Here is a 17,715-nt window from a genome sequence, read left to right on the forward strand (position 1 = left end):
AATTCACGGTTCGGGCTGCGCCGTGATGACCCCAATCAGCAGCCCACATTTTTTTGAAGGAGAAAATTATGAATATCCGAAACTTGAAACACAAAGCGAAATACGCTTTGGCAGTTGCTGCTGTCAGCGTTTTATCCGCTCCGGCAATGGCTGATGACTTGCTGACAACCGCCACGACTGAATTAGGCGGCTTGAAGGCAGGTATTTTGGCTTTTGGCGGTATCGTAATCGGTATTGCTATTGCATTGGCAACCATCCGTGTTGCTAAACGTGGCATTAATCAAGCCTAAGATAGGATATCGTCATGGGTTATCAAGTCGGCCGAATCTGTTATGAAACAAAAGAAGAGGCAACCAACGTCTTGATGACCCAAGTTGTACCGACGATAGACAAAGACGGGGTATTGCACCACCCCGTCTTTAACGGCACAAACTGGATATTTCATGAACAAGTCATACAGCCGTCCTTCCCAGAGTGTGAATTTGGTGCGTATGCCCAAGCAGGTAGAGAGATAGGCGGTTATATGGTTATGGCATTTGTTGCTCTGTTGATTGTTGTTATTTCGGTAAAAGCCATATCGTTGATAAGCGAAAGAGATGAGGAATGATACCCGAAGCAGAGTTCTTTGTTGGTATGTTGCCGAATGTATTGATAGCACTGTGCCTGTATGTATTGGCAGCAAAATGGTCTTAAGTATGCCAAGCTGATAGAATTCCTATTTTCAAGAACGTGATAGAAATAGGGGTTTGAAATGGTTATTACTGTTTTTAATATCATTTACATTTTACTGATTGGCTTACATCATTTTGGTATGTTGTATTTAGTAACGCCTTTTCGTATCTTTTTAGATATTTTATTTCTTCTTTTGAATGTTGTTTATTTTTTGCATAAAAGAATTGTAAAAAAGAGAAATCAACCAAAAGATGGTTTATTTACTGAAACAATACCACCTAACAAACCCTTATCCCCTAATTCAGAAGCCAAAAAATTTATGGCAGACTTAAATAAACTTAGAGAACAAAAAGGGGAACCTATAAAGATGAGAAAATGAGAAATTTATTTTTACTGATTGTACTTATTTTGTTCAGTCCATTTATTTGGGCTGATGAATTACATGTTTCAAAAAAGGGGAATGTTACCTACGTACGTCAAGCTACATCTCATTGGGATTCAAAGCCTTGGACAAAAACGGCAATTTCTGACAATCAGTATAGAAAGTTTCAAACACAGGCTTTAAAAACCCGATATGAATCAGCTCTTTCTAAAAAGACAGTCGAAACAACCGTTACAGCTACGGTTTCCCGTTCTGCTGTATTGAGTGGTGGTTTGTCAGTTGTTAAAAAAGGGGCAAGAATAGGATTAAAAGCAGTCCCGTTCGTTGGTGCAGCTTCTCTTGCTTATGATGCATATACCCTCTATCAAGCGTACAAAGATGTTAAAAATGACATCGAAGCGGCAGGTTATATATATGATGAATCTGCTGATGAATTCTATAAAAAAATGGGGGCCCGTAACTGTATTTGGGAACGTTACAGACGACCCAGCGGGTATGAAGACACAGTAGATGTAGACTGCTATCCGGTTTCTCCTGAAGTTATTGCGGAAATACGCAAAGGTGGTGAAGCTGGGGCAAAAGCAAAAGCCCAAATGGAAGAAGAAATGCGCAGTTTGGCAGAACCTTATATTTCTAAAAAATTTGCAAAACTAATAGCAAAAGGAGATAAAGGCTATGGCCCTGGCAGACCATACAGTTCATATAAGTTAGACAAATGTGAATGGAGTTTTAACGGAGGAAGTTGTTCTGTCAGATATGAAAATGATGTCCGTTGGCCGGTATTATTTACCCTTTATATGAAACCCACCAAAGAAGTCTTAGATTCCTCCAAATTCCAAGAAATCGCCACAGCAGCAATCGATAGAAACCCTACCCCGTTTATCGAAGCCCAAAACCGCCCCGGTTATCAGGAAAGTGTTTCCGTTGCCCCTAATACTTCCGTAGAAGTGGAGACCGAAGAAAACGGGCAGACACAGCAAGTCGTCATTACTTTCAGCCAAGACTCTCAAGGCCGTACCATATCCACCGTATCAGTCAATGGGCAAAGTGTCAGTGTAAGCAGCGGTAATCAGAGCGGAACCAGTCAGCCTGTCAATAACCAACCCGTTCACAGTCATCCCAATAGTACCGAATCAGAAAGTCGACGAAACAATCAAAGCAATGCGGCCGGAAAAGATGGTACTGATGGCAAAGATGGATTGGACGGAAAAGACGGAGTTGATGGTAAAGACGGTAAAGATGCTTCATTACTTTGCGAAGCCTTTCCCAATATATCTGCCTGTCAAGAATTGGGCAATGTTGAAGAACGGGATATCGAAATACCCGAACAGCAAGTCAGGCTGGAACTCAATCCGATAGACAGATTCAATCAATCGGCTGCCTGCCCCAGCCCTAAAACTTTCGAACTGGGTTTACTCGGCAGTTTTGAAGTTTCCTACGAAGTCCCTTGTCAAGTAGCCACATTACTCAGGCCCATATTGATATTAATCACAATATTAAGTTGCGGTGGATTTGTTTATTCTGCAATTAAGGAGTTGTAAATGTGGGCTAAATTATTGACAGGTGTATTAACCACCGTTGCCGGCAAAATCTTTACCGCATTAGGTATGTCGTTTATTTCCTATGTCGGTATCAATGAAATTCAAGATATGTTGATGAATGCTGTATCCGAGCAGTTGGGCGGACTGTCCCAAGATGCTTTGCAGATTGCCTATATTGCGGGAGTTGGTGTCTGTTTGAACTGGATATTCGGCACATTTGCTTTTATTACTTCCTTAAAAACCCTATCCAAACTATCTGCTACGATGGTAAAAAAATAGAGAGAAACCATGCTTTATCTGATTACAGGCGTACCCGGTTCGGGTAAAACCCTGAAAATGATTTCAGACCTAATGAACCGTAAAGATTTACAGAACCGGCCGCTTTATTTGGACGGCATTCCCGAAGTAAAAGGCGACATCATTCCTAATCAACCTATACCTGAAGGCGAATCTATGCAGACATGGCATAAATGGGCGCCAACAGGTGCTATTCTTGTCATAGACGAATGCCAGCGGGTATTTCGTCCCAGACCCAGCGGTTCAAAAGTTCCTGATTACGTTGCCGAACTGGAAACCCACCGCCATAAAGGCATTGATATTTTTTTGCTGACACAGCATCCTCGTTTGATAGACATCAATGTCAGAAGCCTTATAGGCCATCATTGCCATATCGGCAAAACAAACTTAGGCGTACGCCGCATGATTGAATGGGAACGCTTCGGAGACCCACAAAGCAAAACTGATGTTCAAAATGCTGTTAAAAGCGTATACACCTTAGATAAAAATGCCTTCGGTGTGTATAAATCCGCCGAAGAACACACCAAAATAAAAGTTAAACGGAGTAAAGCCATCTATATTTTGCCTGTAGCCATACTGGTTGTACTGATTGGCTGCTTTTATGTTTATAAATCATGGAAAACCATAGAAAAACCAACCAACACCGCTAAAAAAATTGAAGCGCAAGCTTCAAGCCCCGAAGCGGTCGGGGCGGTGGCTGCTCCGGCAGCAAACGACACGAACGCATCGGGGCAATACCCACCCCAAGAAAACAGCCTGCAAGCACCCCAAACCGAAGCATCTAAGCCCTATTTAAGCAAAGCAGATTACGAACCGAGAATACAGGGGCAACCCCATACCGCCCCAATATACGACAACATGAACAAAGCCGTAAAAACCATGCCCTATCCTGTAGCCTGTGTTCAAAACGGAAACAAATGTACCTGTTATACCGACCAAGCAACACCCATACAGGGATTCGATAAAAAACAGTGTTTGGACTTCGTCAAAAACGGAATTTACAATCCCTATTTGGATATTGCACAACAACTGTCGGAAAACAGTAACCGACAAATACCGGTAACACCTGTCGAACTTGAACCCGAAGTTTATGTATTAGGTAGTGAAAATCCTCAATCATCCGAATAATTCAAAAAACCAATCTTGCCCGTAACATTTACAGCAACCTATGCCAAGTCAAGGGGAGGATGTCCAAAAAGATTTGTAAAGACAGTTTTATCGTCTTTACAAATCTTTTTGGATACCCCTTGACGCTCCAGCCTAAAATACGCTCAAAGCAAGGTTGGGGGAGCGTTTTATTCCCCCAACCTCTGCCACATGGCGAATGTCGCCGAAGGCAAAACCTTTAAAGTTTCAAGCCCTGAATATAAACAGGTATATTGAGGGCTTGGTATTTGACGAAATACCCGGCAAAGCCTGCGACTTCGCCCATTTCCCTTAAGAATCAATCTTGCGGGTTAGAAAGAAGCGCAGGCTTTCGTACATCTCAAGTTTGAACACTATCCGGGGCAGACAGCCCGCATCCATAAGGTAAAACAATGTACTACTTAGGAATAGATATTTCGAAACACACCATAGACTGCTGTCTGATTTCAGACGGCTGTTATTACGAAAAACAATTCAGCAATACCGAAAAAGGCTTTCAAAACCTAGAACAGTGGCTTGTCGGACACCATGCCACCGAAAACCTCCATTGTTGCTGCGAAGCCACCGGAATCTATTATGAAAAACTGGCCGAATACCTCTACTGCCGCTACATTATCAGCGTAGAAAACCCAAGAAAAATCAAAGGTTATGCACAATCCAAACTCCAACGGACCAAAAACGACAAACAAGATGCCAAACTTATAGCAGAATACTGCCGGACAAACAAACCGAAGCACTGGCAGCCACCAACACCTGAACAAAAACAATTACAGGAACTGACCCGCTATTTAACATACCTGAAACAACGGCGTGCAGCAGAACAGACCAAATGCCACCAATCCCCTGACTACATCATCAAACATATACAGGAAACACTCATCCATCTGAACCATCAAATCCGCACCGTTAACCAACAGCTTCAAGAATTTTATAAAACCCATCCCGAATACGACACCCAACGCAGACAGCTTCAAAGCATCACAGGAATAGGAGAACAGTCCAGCGCAACCCTCCTATCCGCATACAAACGCCATCAATTTACCAACTCAAAACAATTTACCGCCTATTTCGGTCTTGACCCGAAACAGCACCAATCAGGAAGCAGCATTAAAGGCAAAAGCAGAATATCCAAAATAGGTAGTGCAGCACTCAGAAAAAACCTGTATATGCCCGCCTTAGTAGCCTACCGCTGCAACGCCTTTCCCCAACTTACAGCCCGTTTGAGAGCCAAAGGAAAGCCGCCCAAACTGATAATTACCGCCATTATGCGTAAATTGGCTGTTATCGCATTTACCTTGTTAAAAAACGGCGAAACATTCGATAAAACCCGATACCAATAAACACAACCGTCTAAAAACAGCACCCTGAAAAAATCAGGGTGCTGCCTATGCTTTCTATTAAGAAATGTAAAATTTATTGACGTAGCAATACACTATCTAACCCCTTCCCGCCAGCGGGACGGGGAACAAAGTGCAGGTGGCCAACTTAGCTTGCCGATTTGTACAGAAAATTCGGTGTTTTAACTATAGGTTGAGGTTAGCGAGGCACGAGCGTAACCCAATAAAACCTTATGTTTCAAGGTATTTCCAATCGTGTTGGGTCTCGACCCAACCTTGTATAAGAAACACCAACCACAAGATAAAATAAAAAGCCCCCGACAGAAGCAGCTATCAGGGGCGGGATTGAAAACAGAGTTGTACGCCAACCTTGGGCTTCAAAGCCCGCGACGTAGATAAAAGCCTGTTTTCAATGTCCAAACACCCCGAATAGTATCATAGACATGCTGTGCATAGTCTGCATTCACAAGGTTAGGAGCATGATGGACACCCCATTTTATTTTATCGGCATCGATATTGCCAAGTTAAAGTTCGATGTTGCGGTTAAAAAATCCGCAAAAGTGTATCAACACCACCAGTTTGAGAACCATCCGCAAGGTTTTGCTGCTTTGAGCGAATGGCTGAACAGCTTTTCGGATAAGCCGCTCTATATCGTGATGGAAGCGACAAACGTCTATCACGAAAGGTTGTGCGAATACTTATATGCGGCCGGACATTCGGTAGTCGTGATTAATCCCAAATGTGCCGCCAACTTTGCCAAAGGTTTGAACTTACGTTCCAAAACCGACAAAGCGGATGCCAAATTACTTGCCCGCTTAGCCGAAAGCTATGTTCATGAGTTTGACCTGTGGCAACCGAAGGGCAATAACGAAAAAGCCTTATTGCGCCAACTTCGTCATCTCGAACATTTAAAAGCAGCGCTGACCAAAGAAAAAGTCCGGCTGCAGATGCTGTTGGACGAGTATGCGATGGCTTCGTCCGAACGTCTGATTGCTTTTCTTGAGTGCGAAGTCAAAACCGTTGAAACGCATATTCATCAGTTGGTGAAACAGGATGATCAGTTGAAACACAACCATCATCTGCTGAGCAGTATTCCCGCCATCAGCAAAACCACAGCCTGTTGGCTGCTCGCCATACTGGGCGACGGCACTCGGTTTAAAAACGGACGTGCTGCTGCGACCTACGCCGGACTGACCCCGATGGTCAGACAATCGGGAACGAGTGTAGATAAGCGGGTCGGTATCTCCCGTATCGGACAGAGTGATTTGAGGAAGATACTCTATATGCCGGCCGTGTCGTTTTGCTTTGGCAAATATAAGGACAGTATTTACAGCCCGTTTGTCCAACGCTTGCTGGAGCGTAATAAACTGGCAAAAAAAGCCGTGATTGTGGCTCTGATGCGTAAACTCGTGACCATTGCCCAATCTGTATTGAAGTACCAACAACCCTTTAACGAAGAACGCTATGCGAAAATGTGTCTGGATAAGGCTTGATTTGTTGGGGGGCTTATAGTATCTACGCCCTGTTTAAAAAAAACTGTATGAATTATTCAGTGAATTTACTATACAGCCCTGTGCATGCTTAACGCATGCACACTACACCTTGATTTCAAATGAAATTATGATATTCACAGACCTTTTTCAGGAATAACAGCTACGGTTAACTAGCTGTCTAAAAACAATGTCCGATCGTAGCGTGCATGCCCAAGCATGCACGGAATTACTGTCAAAGTAGCCCAAGCATTCAAAGCCCAAACCATAAGCCGTCTGAAAACCGCAGGTTTCGCCAAAACGGACGTAACGAGTTTTCAGACGGCATGGGTATGGTATTCAAAACCTGCACCTTGTTTCAGGCAAAGTGTTTCAGCTGTTTAAAATGCTTTTTCAAAGCTGAGGAATACTTTGTGTTTACGGTAGCTGTGCAGGGCATCGATGTTGCTTTTTACTCGGGTCAGACGCCAGTTGAGTTGGGGGGTGATGCCCCAGACGTTCAGGCGGGTGTTCCAGAGGGTGAGCGACAGTGCGCGGTTGTGGTCTTGGCGGCGGGTGTCGGTGAAGATGTAGTGGGTGCCGTCGTAGCGTTCGTTGTAGCGGTTGAATACGAGGCGGCTACCAAAGCCGGCCGGCCAGCTTTGTCCCCAGCCGATGTAGCCGCCCAGGCGTTTGCTGCTGGAACTTGGGGCGGCGTGCATTTTTTCCCGACTGCCGTTGATGCCGCCAAACAGATAGGTTTGGCTGCCTGCGAGATAGGTTGCGCCTATGCTCAGGCTGCTGTCTCGACCGTGGCGGTGTTGGGTGTAGCTTTTCCAGCCTTGGGAGCTGTTGGCGGAGAGCCGCCAGCGGTCGGTTATCCAGCGGGATATGCCGCTGTCGATGCCGGTTTTGCTGTAATAGGGTTCGTTGCCGTAGCGGCGTTTTTCCCAAAAGGGTAAGAGGTAGCCGTCTGTTTTAAGTGATTTGAAACGGTAGCCGCTGAATACTTTGAGGGTCATGTCGTCATAGTCGTGGCGGTTCCAGTAGCTGGTGCCGTCTAATGATGCACCTATGCCCAGATAGTGGTGGCCGCTGAGGCTGTAGTCTTTGTCGGCTGAGAGGCCGTAGGAGAAGCCTTTGGCTTTTTTGGGTAGGTATTCTTCGTTTTTGGTGAGGGCCAGTCCGGGGAATTGGGGGGTGGTGATGGTTTTTTCGGCGGATACGTTGTTAATGTTGTTGTCGGCTTCGTAATTGAGGTTGCCTGAGAAGCGCCAGCGTTGGGCTTCGGTGATGGCATTTTCGTATTCTGTGATGCGGGGTAAAACGTCTTCCGGTAAGCCGGCGTTTTTGGCTTCGTTAAAGGTGGTTTGGGCATCTTTGAGCTGTTTGTCTTCAAACAGCATGGCGGCCAAGTCGAGTTTGACGGCGGGTAGGTCGGGGTTTTGGGCCAACATGCGGCGGTAGCTTTTGATGGCTTGACTGTGTTTGCCTTCGGCACGCCATAGAGCGCCTTGGGCGAACTCGGCCACTGCGCCGTAGTGGCGCATGGTAAGGGCTTGGTTAAGCAGGGGTTCGCTGAGGGCGGGGTTTTGCTGCATTTCTTCTATGCTTGGGGGTGTGGCTGCTGCGGTTTCCTGTGTGTTGTCGGGTTGGCTCGGGCTGAGGCTGTCGCCGATTTCGGGCTGCTGCGGGGCTTGCTGCGGTAATACTTTGTCTAAATGGCGGTCGGCATCGCTTTCGGGAGCGGCTTGGGCATAGCTGCAGGCGAGCAGTAAGAGGGTTATGGCTGTTTTTTTCATGTGGTTTCCTGTTTTTTGAAAAAAGGCCGTCTGAAAACTTTGAACTGTCCCCAAAAAGTTGGACACTCCCTCCAACTTTAAAAGGTGCAGTTCACTTCTTCAGCGGCCTTTTAATCGGGGTTATCGTGGATTCACTTAAAGGTGTAGGCTGGGTCGCCACCCGCACAATGTGAAATTCACCATATGAAATTCACTGAATCCGTGCGTGCTGCGACACACGCTACACCAAATTCACCGGTAGCGTGCATGCCTGAGCATGCACGGGTTTGGTTCTATCGTGAATTTGGAATGTGATATTCACTATGTGGCACTCACTGAATCCGTGCGTGCTACGGCACACACGCTACACCGAATTCACCGGTAGCACGCTTGCCTGAGCATGCACGGGTTGGTTCTATCGTGAATTTGGAATGTGATATTCACTATGTGGCACTCACTGAATCCGTGCGTGCTGCGGCACGCACGCTACACCAAATTCACCGGTAGCACGCTTGCCTGAGCATGCACGGGTTTGGTTCTATCGTGAATTTGGAATGTGATATTCACTATATGAAATTCACTGAATCCGTGTGTGCTGCGGCACACACGCTACACCAAATTCACCGGTAGCACGCTTGCCTGAGCATGCACGGGTTTGGTTCTATCGTGAATTTGGAATGTGATATTCACTATGTGGCACTCACTGAATCCGTGCGTGCTGCGGCACGCACGCTACACCAAATTCACCGGTAGCACGTAGCACGCTTGCCTGAGCATGCACGGGTTTGGTTCTATCGTGAATTTGGAATGTGAAATTCACTATGTGGCACTCACTGAATCCGTGCGTGCTGCGGCACACACGCTACACCGAATTCACCGGTAGCACGCTTGCCTGAGCATGCACGGGTTTGGTAATCTATCGTGAATTTAAAATGTGCTAAACATTCGATAACGACGCTATCTCCCCCAAAAAGGCCGTCTGAAAACTTCTTCAGCGGCCTTTGGTTCAAGGATTTAGTGTTTAACGTTTGCCGATAAAGCCGATTCGGTTCTCGCCATCATGAGTGGTGATATTCAAGATACCGCCGGCTTCTTGGGCTTTCGGGCCGCCGAAGACCATTTTGCCCGTACCGTAAATGGTTGCGGCTTCGTCTTTATGCGAACCTTTCATCCAAGCAGTCAGCTCCACATCTTTACCGGCGGCACGCAAGGCCACATCTTTACCGGCATTTGCCTGCGGCATGCCTTGGGCAACTTGAAGCTGCTGTTTGAAGCCGCTGGCAAAGAATAAATCGCGCGGTTTGCCTTGGCTGTCTTTATCCAAACGGCGGTTGGTAATCTTACCGTTTACGGCCACTTTTTGAGCAAAGCCGTCTGCACCTGCGGTGAATTTGGCATTCAACGTCAGCTTGCCGTCTTGTTTGCCGTCTTTGCTGTTATAGGCAAGGCCGCTATAAGTGGCCTGCAAACCTTGGATACCCGGCTTGTGCGGATCATCAACATACAGCGGCAGGTTTTGTTCGCCGTTTGTAAATCTGCCAAGCTTGTCGAATACCTGAATATTGTATGGCCCTGCCTGATATTTGCCTGCGCCGTCTTTATATTTCCAGGCGGTCAGATTCAGATACGCCTGATCCACGCCGTTGGCCTTGCCGATATCGTAGCTGTAAATTGCAACTTTAGGATCATTACTCTGCTTATCTGAAAGATAAGCAAAACGTTGCGCCAATACTCGTTTATCGGCAAACACGCCTTGCTTCACTTGCTCTACTGCGGCAAAAAAACCTTGGCCATGTCCTGAGTTATAAAAGAATGGCTCACCTGGAATTGATTTTTCAATCAAATACTTATTATTTAAAGCATCATGACGAACAACATACTCTCCTTTCGGCAATGCAATTTTAAAGCCATCACCATAACGAGTACCAGGTTCAAAACCAATCAACTCAGCTTTAATTCCAGGTTCAATAGCGATATCATCTGCCTTTAAGTCAAAATACTGACCAAGCGAAAGATTGACATCCCCTTTCTCATCGTCATACCCTTCTGTACGCCCGCCTAAAACTAGATAAGTATCCGGTTCTTTTATACTAAATGTAGCAACTCTACGACCTGTCAAATCATAAAACTGTTGTTCTACTGACGGCTCATGAAGTAAACGTCCGCCCAAAGCAGTTGATTTCTTCTCTGCACTGACTTTCCAAAAAGGGGCTTTTGTTTCATTATCAACAAATGCTTCAATTTCGTTCACTCCTGGTAATACATCAAGCAAAGGATACTCAATTAGCCTCCATGATCGATAGATATCTCCGCTCGGATTTGCATTACCTGTCGGACTCACTTCAGACAGCAAAGCCAAGCCCACTCGAGCAAATCTACTTGTGGTTGCATTTAAAATATCAACGGTTGTACCATCTTCATAATCCAGCCCAGCTTGTTTATAAACCTCAGTACCAATTCTATTGACTTCGGTTAATGGATTAGGGAAATAGCTATCTTTAGCAAGAACAAAATTTCCCTGGTATGAATCAGATGTTATATCAATCTTATCCCACCCATCTCCAACTTCTTTTCTCATAATATTCTTCGGACTAAACACCTTGATACCGCTATGAACATAAAGATTCGGCTGCGCAGAAAAATCATCAGCAACCGCTATATCAATTTCTGATGAATTAAAGAGTTCATAAGGAGCTTTACTACTATAGTTACTTAATGCGTCTTTACTCAGTTGAGCCAATTTCTGATCCAAATCCCCACGCAGTGCTTTTTTCCTTTCCGCTTCAATCTGATCATAAACTGCTTGCACTTCCTGCTGCAGCGCATTTGCGGCGGCAAGCGCTGCTTTATCGGCTGCTGCCTGTTTATCCGCTGCCTGTTTCAGGCTTTGGGCTTCGGCCAGCTGTTTGGCGGCTTGGGCTTGCAATGCTTGGGCTTGAGCCTTAGTTGCTGCGGTGGCATTGGCTACGGCTTGGTCGGCCTGAGTTTTTGCGGCTTGGGCGGCATTGACTGCAGTTTGAGCTTTTTGGGCGGCAGTTTGGGCGGCTGTATTGGCGGCCTCGGCGGCTTGTACTGAGGCGTTGGCTTTGGCTACTGCGTCTGCTTTAGCGGCGGTAGTGCTGCCTGCTTTGGCGGCATCGGCTGCGGTTTTAGCGGCAGCGGCGGCTTTGGCGGCGGCTTCGCTGCTTTGTTTGGCAGTTTGGGCTGCTTTCAGGCTGTCGGCAACGCCGGTGCTGGATTTTTGTGCCTCTGCCAATGCGGCTTGGGCTTTTTGATCTGCAGTTTGGTGTTGAGCATCTTGGGCTTGGGCCTGTTGATAGCTTTTTTGTTTTTCTGCGGCCAGTTTGGCTGATTGGTTTTTCAGCTCTTGGCTGGCTTTGAGTTGGGCTTCAATCTGTTTCAGACGGCTTTCGGTTTGCTGTTTGAGCGCTTCTACTTGTTTTTTCAGATCAGCGGCTGCTGTCTTCTCGGCCTCGGTTTTGGCTGCTGCGATGGCGGCATTCGCTTTGTTTAAGGCATCTTGTGCGGTTTGCTGCGCTTTTTGGGCTTGGGCCAATGCGGCATTGGCAGTTTTTAGGGCTTCGGCTGCGCTGCGGTCGGTGGCAGCGGCTTTGTCTGCTGCGGTTTTTTTATCCGCTGTGGTGGTTTGGTTTTGCTCGATGCTGGTGAGCTGTTGTTTGATTTGTTTGGTTTTGATGTCTGTTTGTTCGACATCTTGGGTCAGGCTTTGCAGCGCTGAGCGCAGGGCTTGCAGGCTGCTTTGGGCGGATTGTTCGGCTGTTTGATAGCTTTGCGGCTGGGTTGCGCCGGTGATCAGATTCCAGTCGATCGGTTTGTCGTTGACGCTGCCGCAGGCGCTTAATACGGCGGCACATACGCCGGTTAATACGAATTTGGTTACCGGAAGTTTGTGTTTTTGAGAAGTCATATACCTATCCTCTAAGTTTAGTGGCTTGCTGTCTGCTCCGTCGCTGCAGCGGTAGAGAACAGCTGCATTGATGGGCCAAACGGCACTTAAGATAAATCGATTTTTGACTGCTGCTGTGATACAGCAGGCATATCGGCAACTTGCCTTTATGCTGCTTAGATTGTAAACTTTTGAAAATTAAAAGACTATAATAGGTTAGGTTAGGTTAGGTTAGGTTAGGTTAGGTTAATTATTGTTTGATTGTGTTAATTTTTATGGGATATTTAGAGTTGATAGCCTATTTTCAGATGGCATAATGGCTGGCGACGGAGAAGGTTTTTTAAACAAGGAAGATGATGCCGTCTGAAAATTGGGCTTGCGGTTTGTATATAGTGAATTAACCAAAAAATATGACAACCCAAGTGAATCACCCTCCCCTAGCCCCTTCCCGCCAGCGGGACGGGTGGTTCACTTGGGTTGTCATATTTTTTGGTTAATTCACTATATATGGTGGATCCACTTAATACTCCATACAATTTAATCCGATACCTGTAGCAACTGTATTTTTCACCCCGTCGGGCAAAAATACAAAAACGGTTAGTCTGAAGGCCGGTCTGAACAAAACCGGCAATACTTCAACATGATCAAACAGCACTCACTGCCGCCAAACGATCCCGCATCATCGCATTCAGAATCGTCAGCAGCTTACGCATACAGGCCGTTACCGCCACTTTGTACGGCTTACCCCGCAAACGCAGACGTTGGTAGAAGTCCTTAATCCTCGGTTCGTAGTGTGCCGCCACCATCGCCGCCATATACAGCGTTTTGCGTACAGCACTGCGCCCGCCGAAACAGCGGCTTTTAAACTTCATTGTGCCGCTTTCTTTCACATAAGGGGCGACACCTACCAAACCGGCAATCTGTTTATGCGATACTCTGCCCAATTCCGGCAACATCGCACATAAGGTCGCTGCAGTAGTCGGGCCGATACCTTTGATGCTTTGCAGCAGACTGCTTTTGTCGCCAAAATGAGTGTCGTTATGTTCTTCGATCTGTCTGTCCAAAGCAGCAATCAGTGCGTCGAAATGTGCGATCAGTGCTTCAACACTTTGAATCTGTGTTTCATGTACCTGCTGCAAACGGTTTTTTTCGGCACTGCGCATTTCAACCAGTTGAGTGCGGCGGCTGATTAAGGCTTCGAGGATTTCTTCTGCCTCACTCGGCGGCGTATAGAGCTGCCGTTCCCAATCGGGCTTTTGTGTGATTACCTGTGCGTAAAACGCCAACATTTTGGCATCGGCCGCATCGGTTTTGGTGAGTGATTGCGACTGTGCGAATTGGTGCGTCTGACGGGGATTGGCAATGATGACTTTGAATCCTGCCCGGTGCAGTGCTTTGGCCAATGGGATTTCCAGTCCGCCGGTGCTTTCCATCACAACCAGTGAGACCTGATGTTTTTTCAGGTATTCGATGGTGTGGAGAAAGCCTTTTTGGTTGTTGGTCTCGGTTTTGGTCTTTTTGGAAGACGTGATGCCGATAACGAAGTTTCGTTTGGCGATGTCGATACCGCCGTAGTTTTGGGTACTCATCATAAACCTGTCTTGCATTCGGTTGTGTTGTCGGGCAACTGTCCGGTTGTGTTGATGGGTTGCCCGGCTTCCCTAAGCTACACAGCGGTTGTTGAACCTTGGGTGCGCACGGGTGGCGGCCGGGCGGGTGTTGCTTGTTATGATACTGGAAGTTGGATATACAAGGGTGCGAGCCAAAGCACGCACCTGTTCTGTGAGTTTTAGTCGAAGCCGTCTGAAAATCTGATTTCAGCTTCACAGAAACTCGCTTTACTCGTTTTGGCGAAACCTGCGGTTTTAGCTTTGCAGAAACTCGCTACGCTCGTTTTCAGACGGCATTCATGGGGAATTTAGAGAACACGTGCATGCTTTGGCATGCACACTACACACAATTCCCCGTCCCGCTGGCGGGAAGGGTGGTTCACTTGGGTTGTCATATTTTTTGGTTAATTCACTATATATATCTTATTTGAAACAAAAATATGCCGTCTGAAAAGCAGGTTTTCAGACGGCATGAACGTAAAACTCAATAAACTGCACACTATAGTGAATCAACCGAAAAAATATAACACCACAGCGAGCCACCCTTCCCCTAGCCCCTTCCCGCCAGCGGGACGGGGAACAAAGTGCAGGTGGACCAACTTAGCTTGCCGATTTATACAGGCGTAGGTTGGGTCTCGACCCAACACGATTGGAAATACCTTAAAACGTAAGGTTTTGTTGGGTTACGACCCAACCTACGCCCTATTCTCTTTTTTAAGTAAATCCACACTATACAATTTTCAGACGGCCTATAACCCCAGCTCTCTCAAGAATCGGATGTCGTCGGCCCAGCCGGATTTGACTTTGACCCACACTTTTAAAAACACTTTGCTGTCAAACAGTTTTTCCATGTCCAAGCGGGCTTCGGTGGAGATTTTTTTCAGGCGTTCGCCGCCTTTGCCGATGAGAATGGCTTTCTGGCTGTCTTTATCCACCAATACGGCGATGTAGATGCGCAGCAGCCCGTTTTCGGTTTCTTCAAACTGTTCGACTTCGACATTCATGGCGTAGGGTAATTCTTCGCCGAGGTAGCGGAACAGTTTTTCGCGGACAATTTCCATGGCGAGAAAGCGGCTGGATTTGTCGGTAACCATGTCTTCGGGATACATCGGCACGCTTTCGGGCAGGTAGGGTTTGAGCAATTCGAGCAGATTGGCAATCCGCAGCCCGTGTTTGGCGCTGACGACTTCGTGTCCGGCAAAGGCAAATTCGCTGCTGACTTGTTCGACAAAGGCTTCCAAATCGTATTTGTTTTTTGCTTTGTCGATTTTATTGACCACTAAAATCACCGGTGTATGTTTGGGAAACTGTTTCATCACAATGCGGTCGGCATCGGTAAAACGCATGGCTTCAATCACGAAAACGGCGACATCCACGCCGCTCAGGGCTTCGGTAACGTTTTGGTTGAGGCGGTCGTTGAGGGCGTTGCGGTGGGCGGTTTGAAAGCCGGGGGTATCGACAAAGACAAACTGCGCTGTGTTGTCGGTATAGATGCCGGTTACACGATTTCGGGTGGTTTGTGCTTTTTTGCTGGTAATGCTGATTTTTTGCCCGATTAAGTGGTTCATCAGTGTGGATTTGCCGACATTCGGACGGCCGACAATGGCAACAAAGCCGCAGCGGTAATCCTGTTGCGGCTTTTCGTTATTCAAAAAGGTTTCGATGTCCATAATATGATTTTAAACAATGTTTTATTTGCGGGATTTTTTTAAAGGGAATTTCTTTTCCAGCCATGCGAGCGCTTCGGCGGCGGTTTCTTGTTCGGCGGCTTTGCGGCTGCTTCCCTGTGCTTGGCAGACAAAGCCCAGTTCGCCCAAATCACAGGAAATAACAAACTGGATTTCGCCGTTGCAGCAGATTTGGTCTTCGATACGGTATTTCGGCAACGCCAAACGGCGTGCCTGCAGCGCTTCCTGCAGCGTGGTTTTGTTGTCTTTGCCCTGATTTTTGAAATCGACCTGCTTCACCCGTTCGGCAAACAGGCGGCGTACGACTTTTTCGGCTTCGAAAAAGTCGGCATCAAAACTGACGGCGGCAAACATGGCTTCCATAGCATCGGCGAGAATCGAAGGCCGTCTGAAACCGCCGCTTTTGAGTTCGCCCGAACCGAGATACAGCCCGTCGCCGACATTGATTTCCAAGGCGATTTCCGCCAACACGCCTTCATTGACCAAATTGGCCCGCAGGCGGGAAAGCTCACCCTCGGTGAGTTTGGGGAACGTGTCATACAGCATTTTGGCAACGGTATAATTCAATATTGCATCGCCGATAAATTCAAAACGCTCGTTGTGCGCAGCGCTGAAACTGCGGTGGGTCAAGGCTTGGCGCAGCAATTCGGGGCGGCGGAAGGTGTAATCCAAACGTTTCTGAATCGCAAGATGTGCCTGCTGTTTGATTAAATCGGACTTCATAATCGGTTTCCTGAATAGAATAAATGCAGCCCGAATGTGTTTCCATACTTTGCCGCAGCGGCGTTTTGCCAATACGGAAACACTTTAAGGCTGAAAAACGGCGATTATACCATTAATCTGCATTTATCAGGCAGCGGCGCAGGAATATCGGTGCGAAAAGCCGCCAAATCGTGTAAAATTGCCCCACTCTGTTTGACATTTGACATCATGAATATTTTTGCACAGGCACTCTCCGCCGCCCTCGACCGCTGCATCGCCACCAAAACCGTCAGCGAACAAGGCCGTCCGGTCGGCTTTCTCTACCGTGAAGCGCCAGTTTTCGAACACGACAGCGGCTGGCGTTTTTTCAGCGGCGACGAAAGCGACGAATACACCGACAACCCCGATAATTTCACCGTCTGCAGCATCGCCGACATCACCGAACACAATCCCGAAATCACCGCCCTGTTAAACGAAACCGAAGGCGCTTGGGAATGGACGGAAAACGGCACATTCCAAGCAGTCGCCGACTGGCAGCCGCAAGACTGACCCGCCCATTCTGTTTTCAGACGGCCTCAATGATAAAAGGCCGTCTGAAAATCCACTATTTTAAGGAATGAAAAATGAACCTGATTCAACCCAACCTCAACGGCAGCAAGCTGCGTATCGGCATCGTCCAAGCCCGTTTTACCAATGAAATCGGCAGCAAAATGCTCGAAGTCTGCTGCAATACGCTGCAAGAATTGGGCGTGGCAGACGAAGACATCACCGTTGCCACCGTACCCGGCGCATTGGAAGTGCCGCTGATTCTGCAAAACATGGCTTCTTCCGAACAATACGATGCGCTGATTGCCATCGGCGTAGTGATTCGGGGCGAAACCTACCATTTCGAGCTGGTTTCCAACGAATCCGGTGCCGGCGTAACCCGTGTCGGTTTGGACTACAATATCCCGATTGCCAATGCGATTCTGACCACCGAAAACGACGAACAGGCCATTGTCCGCATTGAAGAAAAAGCCTCCGATGCCGCCAAAGTCGCCGTAGAATGCGCCAATCTGGTCAACCGTCTGCTGGAAGAACAGTTTGACGACGAAGACGATGAATAACCATCGGCCGGAAAACTTTGACTATCCTATTTTCAGACGGCCTTAATCATAAATAAAGATGCCGTCTGAAAACCGTT

At 47.1% G+C, this 17,715-nt stretch carries 15 protein-coding genes; 10 read left to right on the forward strand and 5 right to left on the reverse strand.

Annotated elements, in window-relative coordinates:
- Positions 1 to 68: 68 nt before the first annotated feature.
- From PJU73_RS04305 to PJU73_RS04340, 8 genes are all read left to right on the forward strand, one after another.
- On the forward strand, positions 69 to 290 hold the full coding sequence (locus PJU73_RS04305) for a major capsid protein (RefSeq protein WP_237091770.1): 222 nt from the start codon (positions 69 to 71) through the stop codon (positions 288 to 290).
- Positions 291 to 304: 14 nt separating this feature from the next.
- Positions 305 to 607 (forward strand): hypothetical protein, encoded by a 303-nt coding sequence (locus PJU73_RS04310; RefSeq protein ID WP_237091771.1) that lies wholly within the window; start codon positions 305 to 307, stop codon positions 605 to 607.
- 144 nt (positions 608 to 751) lie between these two features.
- Positions 752 to 1,051: a hypothetical protein gene (locus PJU73_RS04315; protein ID WP_237091772.1), complete on the forward strand. Its 300-nt coding sequence runs from the start codon at positions 752 to 754 to the stop codon at positions 1,049 to 1,051.
- Complete coding sequence (locus PJU73_RS04320; protein ID WP_237091773.1) at positions 1,048 to 2,595, forward strand: IgG-binding virulence factor TspB family protein; 1,548 nt, start codon at positions 1,048 to 1,050, stop codon at positions 2,593 to 2,595. The genes PJU73_RS04315 and PJU73_RS04320 overlap by 4 nt, the downstream gene beginning before the upstream one ends.
- Positions 2,596 to 2,874, forward strand: a complete 279-nt coding sequence (locus tag PJU73_RS04325; RefSeq protein ID WP_237091774.1) for a DUF2523 family protein — start codon at positions 2,596 to 2,598, stop codon at positions 2,872 to 2,874.
- Positions 2,875 to 2,883: 9 nt separating this feature from the next.
- Entirely contained in the window at positions 2,884 to 4,020 is a 1,137-nt protein-coding gene (locus tag PJU73_RS04330; protein WP_237091775.1) for a zonular occludens toxin domain-containing protein, read from the forward strand.
- Positions 4,021 to 4,430: 410 nt separating this feature from the next.
- Positions 4,431 to 5,378: a transposase gene (locus PJU73_RS04335; protein WP_237091776.1), complete on the forward strand. Its 948-nt coding sequence runs from the start codon at positions 4,431 to 4,433 to the stop codon at positions 5,376 to 5,378.
- Positions 5,379 to 5,854: 476 nt separating this feature from the next.
- Positions 5,855 to 6,868 carry an IS110 family RNA-guided transposase gene (locus PJU73_RS04340; protein ID WP_272607501.1) on the forward strand — a complete coding sequence of 338 codons (1,014 nt, stop codon included), beginning with the start codon at positions 5,855 to 5,857 and terminating at the stop codon, positions 6,866 to 6,868.
- A gap of 377 nt (positions 6,869 to 7,245) precedes the next feature.
- Here the strand turns inward: PJU73_RS04340 and PJU73_RS04345 are convergent, their stop codons facing one another.
- From PJU73_RS04345 to rnc, 5 genes are all read right to left on the reverse strand, one after another.
- Positions 7,246 to 8,646 (reverse strand): porin family protein, encoded by a 1,401-nt coding sequence (locus PJU73_RS04345; protein WP_237092015.1) that lies wholly within the window; start codon positions 8,644 to 8,646, stop codon positions 7,246 to 7,248.
- Positions 8,647 to 9,646: 1,000 nt separating this feature from the next.
- Positions 9,647 to 12,181, reverse strand: a complete 2,535-nt coding sequence (locus PJU73_RS04350; RefSeq protein ID WP_237092016.1) for a hypothetical protein — start codon at positions 12,179 to 12,181, stop codon at positions 9,647 to 9,649.
- Between the two features lie 995 nt (positions 12,182 to 13,176).
- Positions 13,177 to 14,139: an IS110 family RNA-guided transposase gene (locus PJU73_RS04355; protein WP_443094077.1), complete on the reverse strand. Its 963-nt coding sequence runs from the start codon at positions 14,137 to 14,139 to the stop codon at positions 13,177 to 13,179.
- 752 nt (positions 14,140 to 14,891) lie between these two features.
- Positions 14,892 to 15,812, reverse strand: coding sequence for a GTPase Era (era, locus tag PJU73_RS04360; protein ID WP_272607638.1), 921 nt, complete (start codon positions 15,810 to 15,812; stop codon positions 14,892 to 14,894).
- 21 nt (positions 15,813 to 15,833) lie between these two features.
- Complete coding sequence (gene rnc, locus PJU73_RS04365; RefSeq protein WP_237090489.1) at positions 15,834 to 16,553, reverse strand: ribonuclease III; 720 nt, start codon at positions 16,551 to 16,553, stop codon at positions 15,834 to 15,836.
- A gap of 207 nt (positions 16,554 to 16,760) precedes the next feature.
- Between rnc and PJU73_RS04370 the strand changes: the two genes are divergently transcribed.
- Positions 16,761 to 17,081 carry a DUF2185 domain-containing protein gene (locus PJU73_RS04370; protein WP_237090490.1) on the forward strand — a complete coding sequence of 107 codons (321 nt, stop codon included), beginning with the start codon at positions 16,761 to 16,763 and terminating at the stop codon, positions 17,079 to 17,081.
- Positions 17,082 to 17,155: 74 nt separating this feature from the next.
- Positions 17,156 to 17,638, forward strand: a complete 483-nt coding sequence (gene ribH / locus PJU73_RS04375) for a 6,7-dimethyl-8-ribityllumazine synthase (RefSeq protein WP_237090491.1) — start codon at positions 17,156 to 17,158, stop codon at positions 17,636 to 17,638.
- Positions 17,639 to 17,715: the final 77 nt, after the last annotated feature.

Origin of the sequence: Neisseria lisongii (assembly GCF_028463985.1) — a bacterium.
Classification (GTDB): domain Bacteria; phylum Pseudomonadota; class Gammaproteobacteria; order Burkholderiales; family Neisseriaceae; genus Neisseria; species Neisseria lisongii.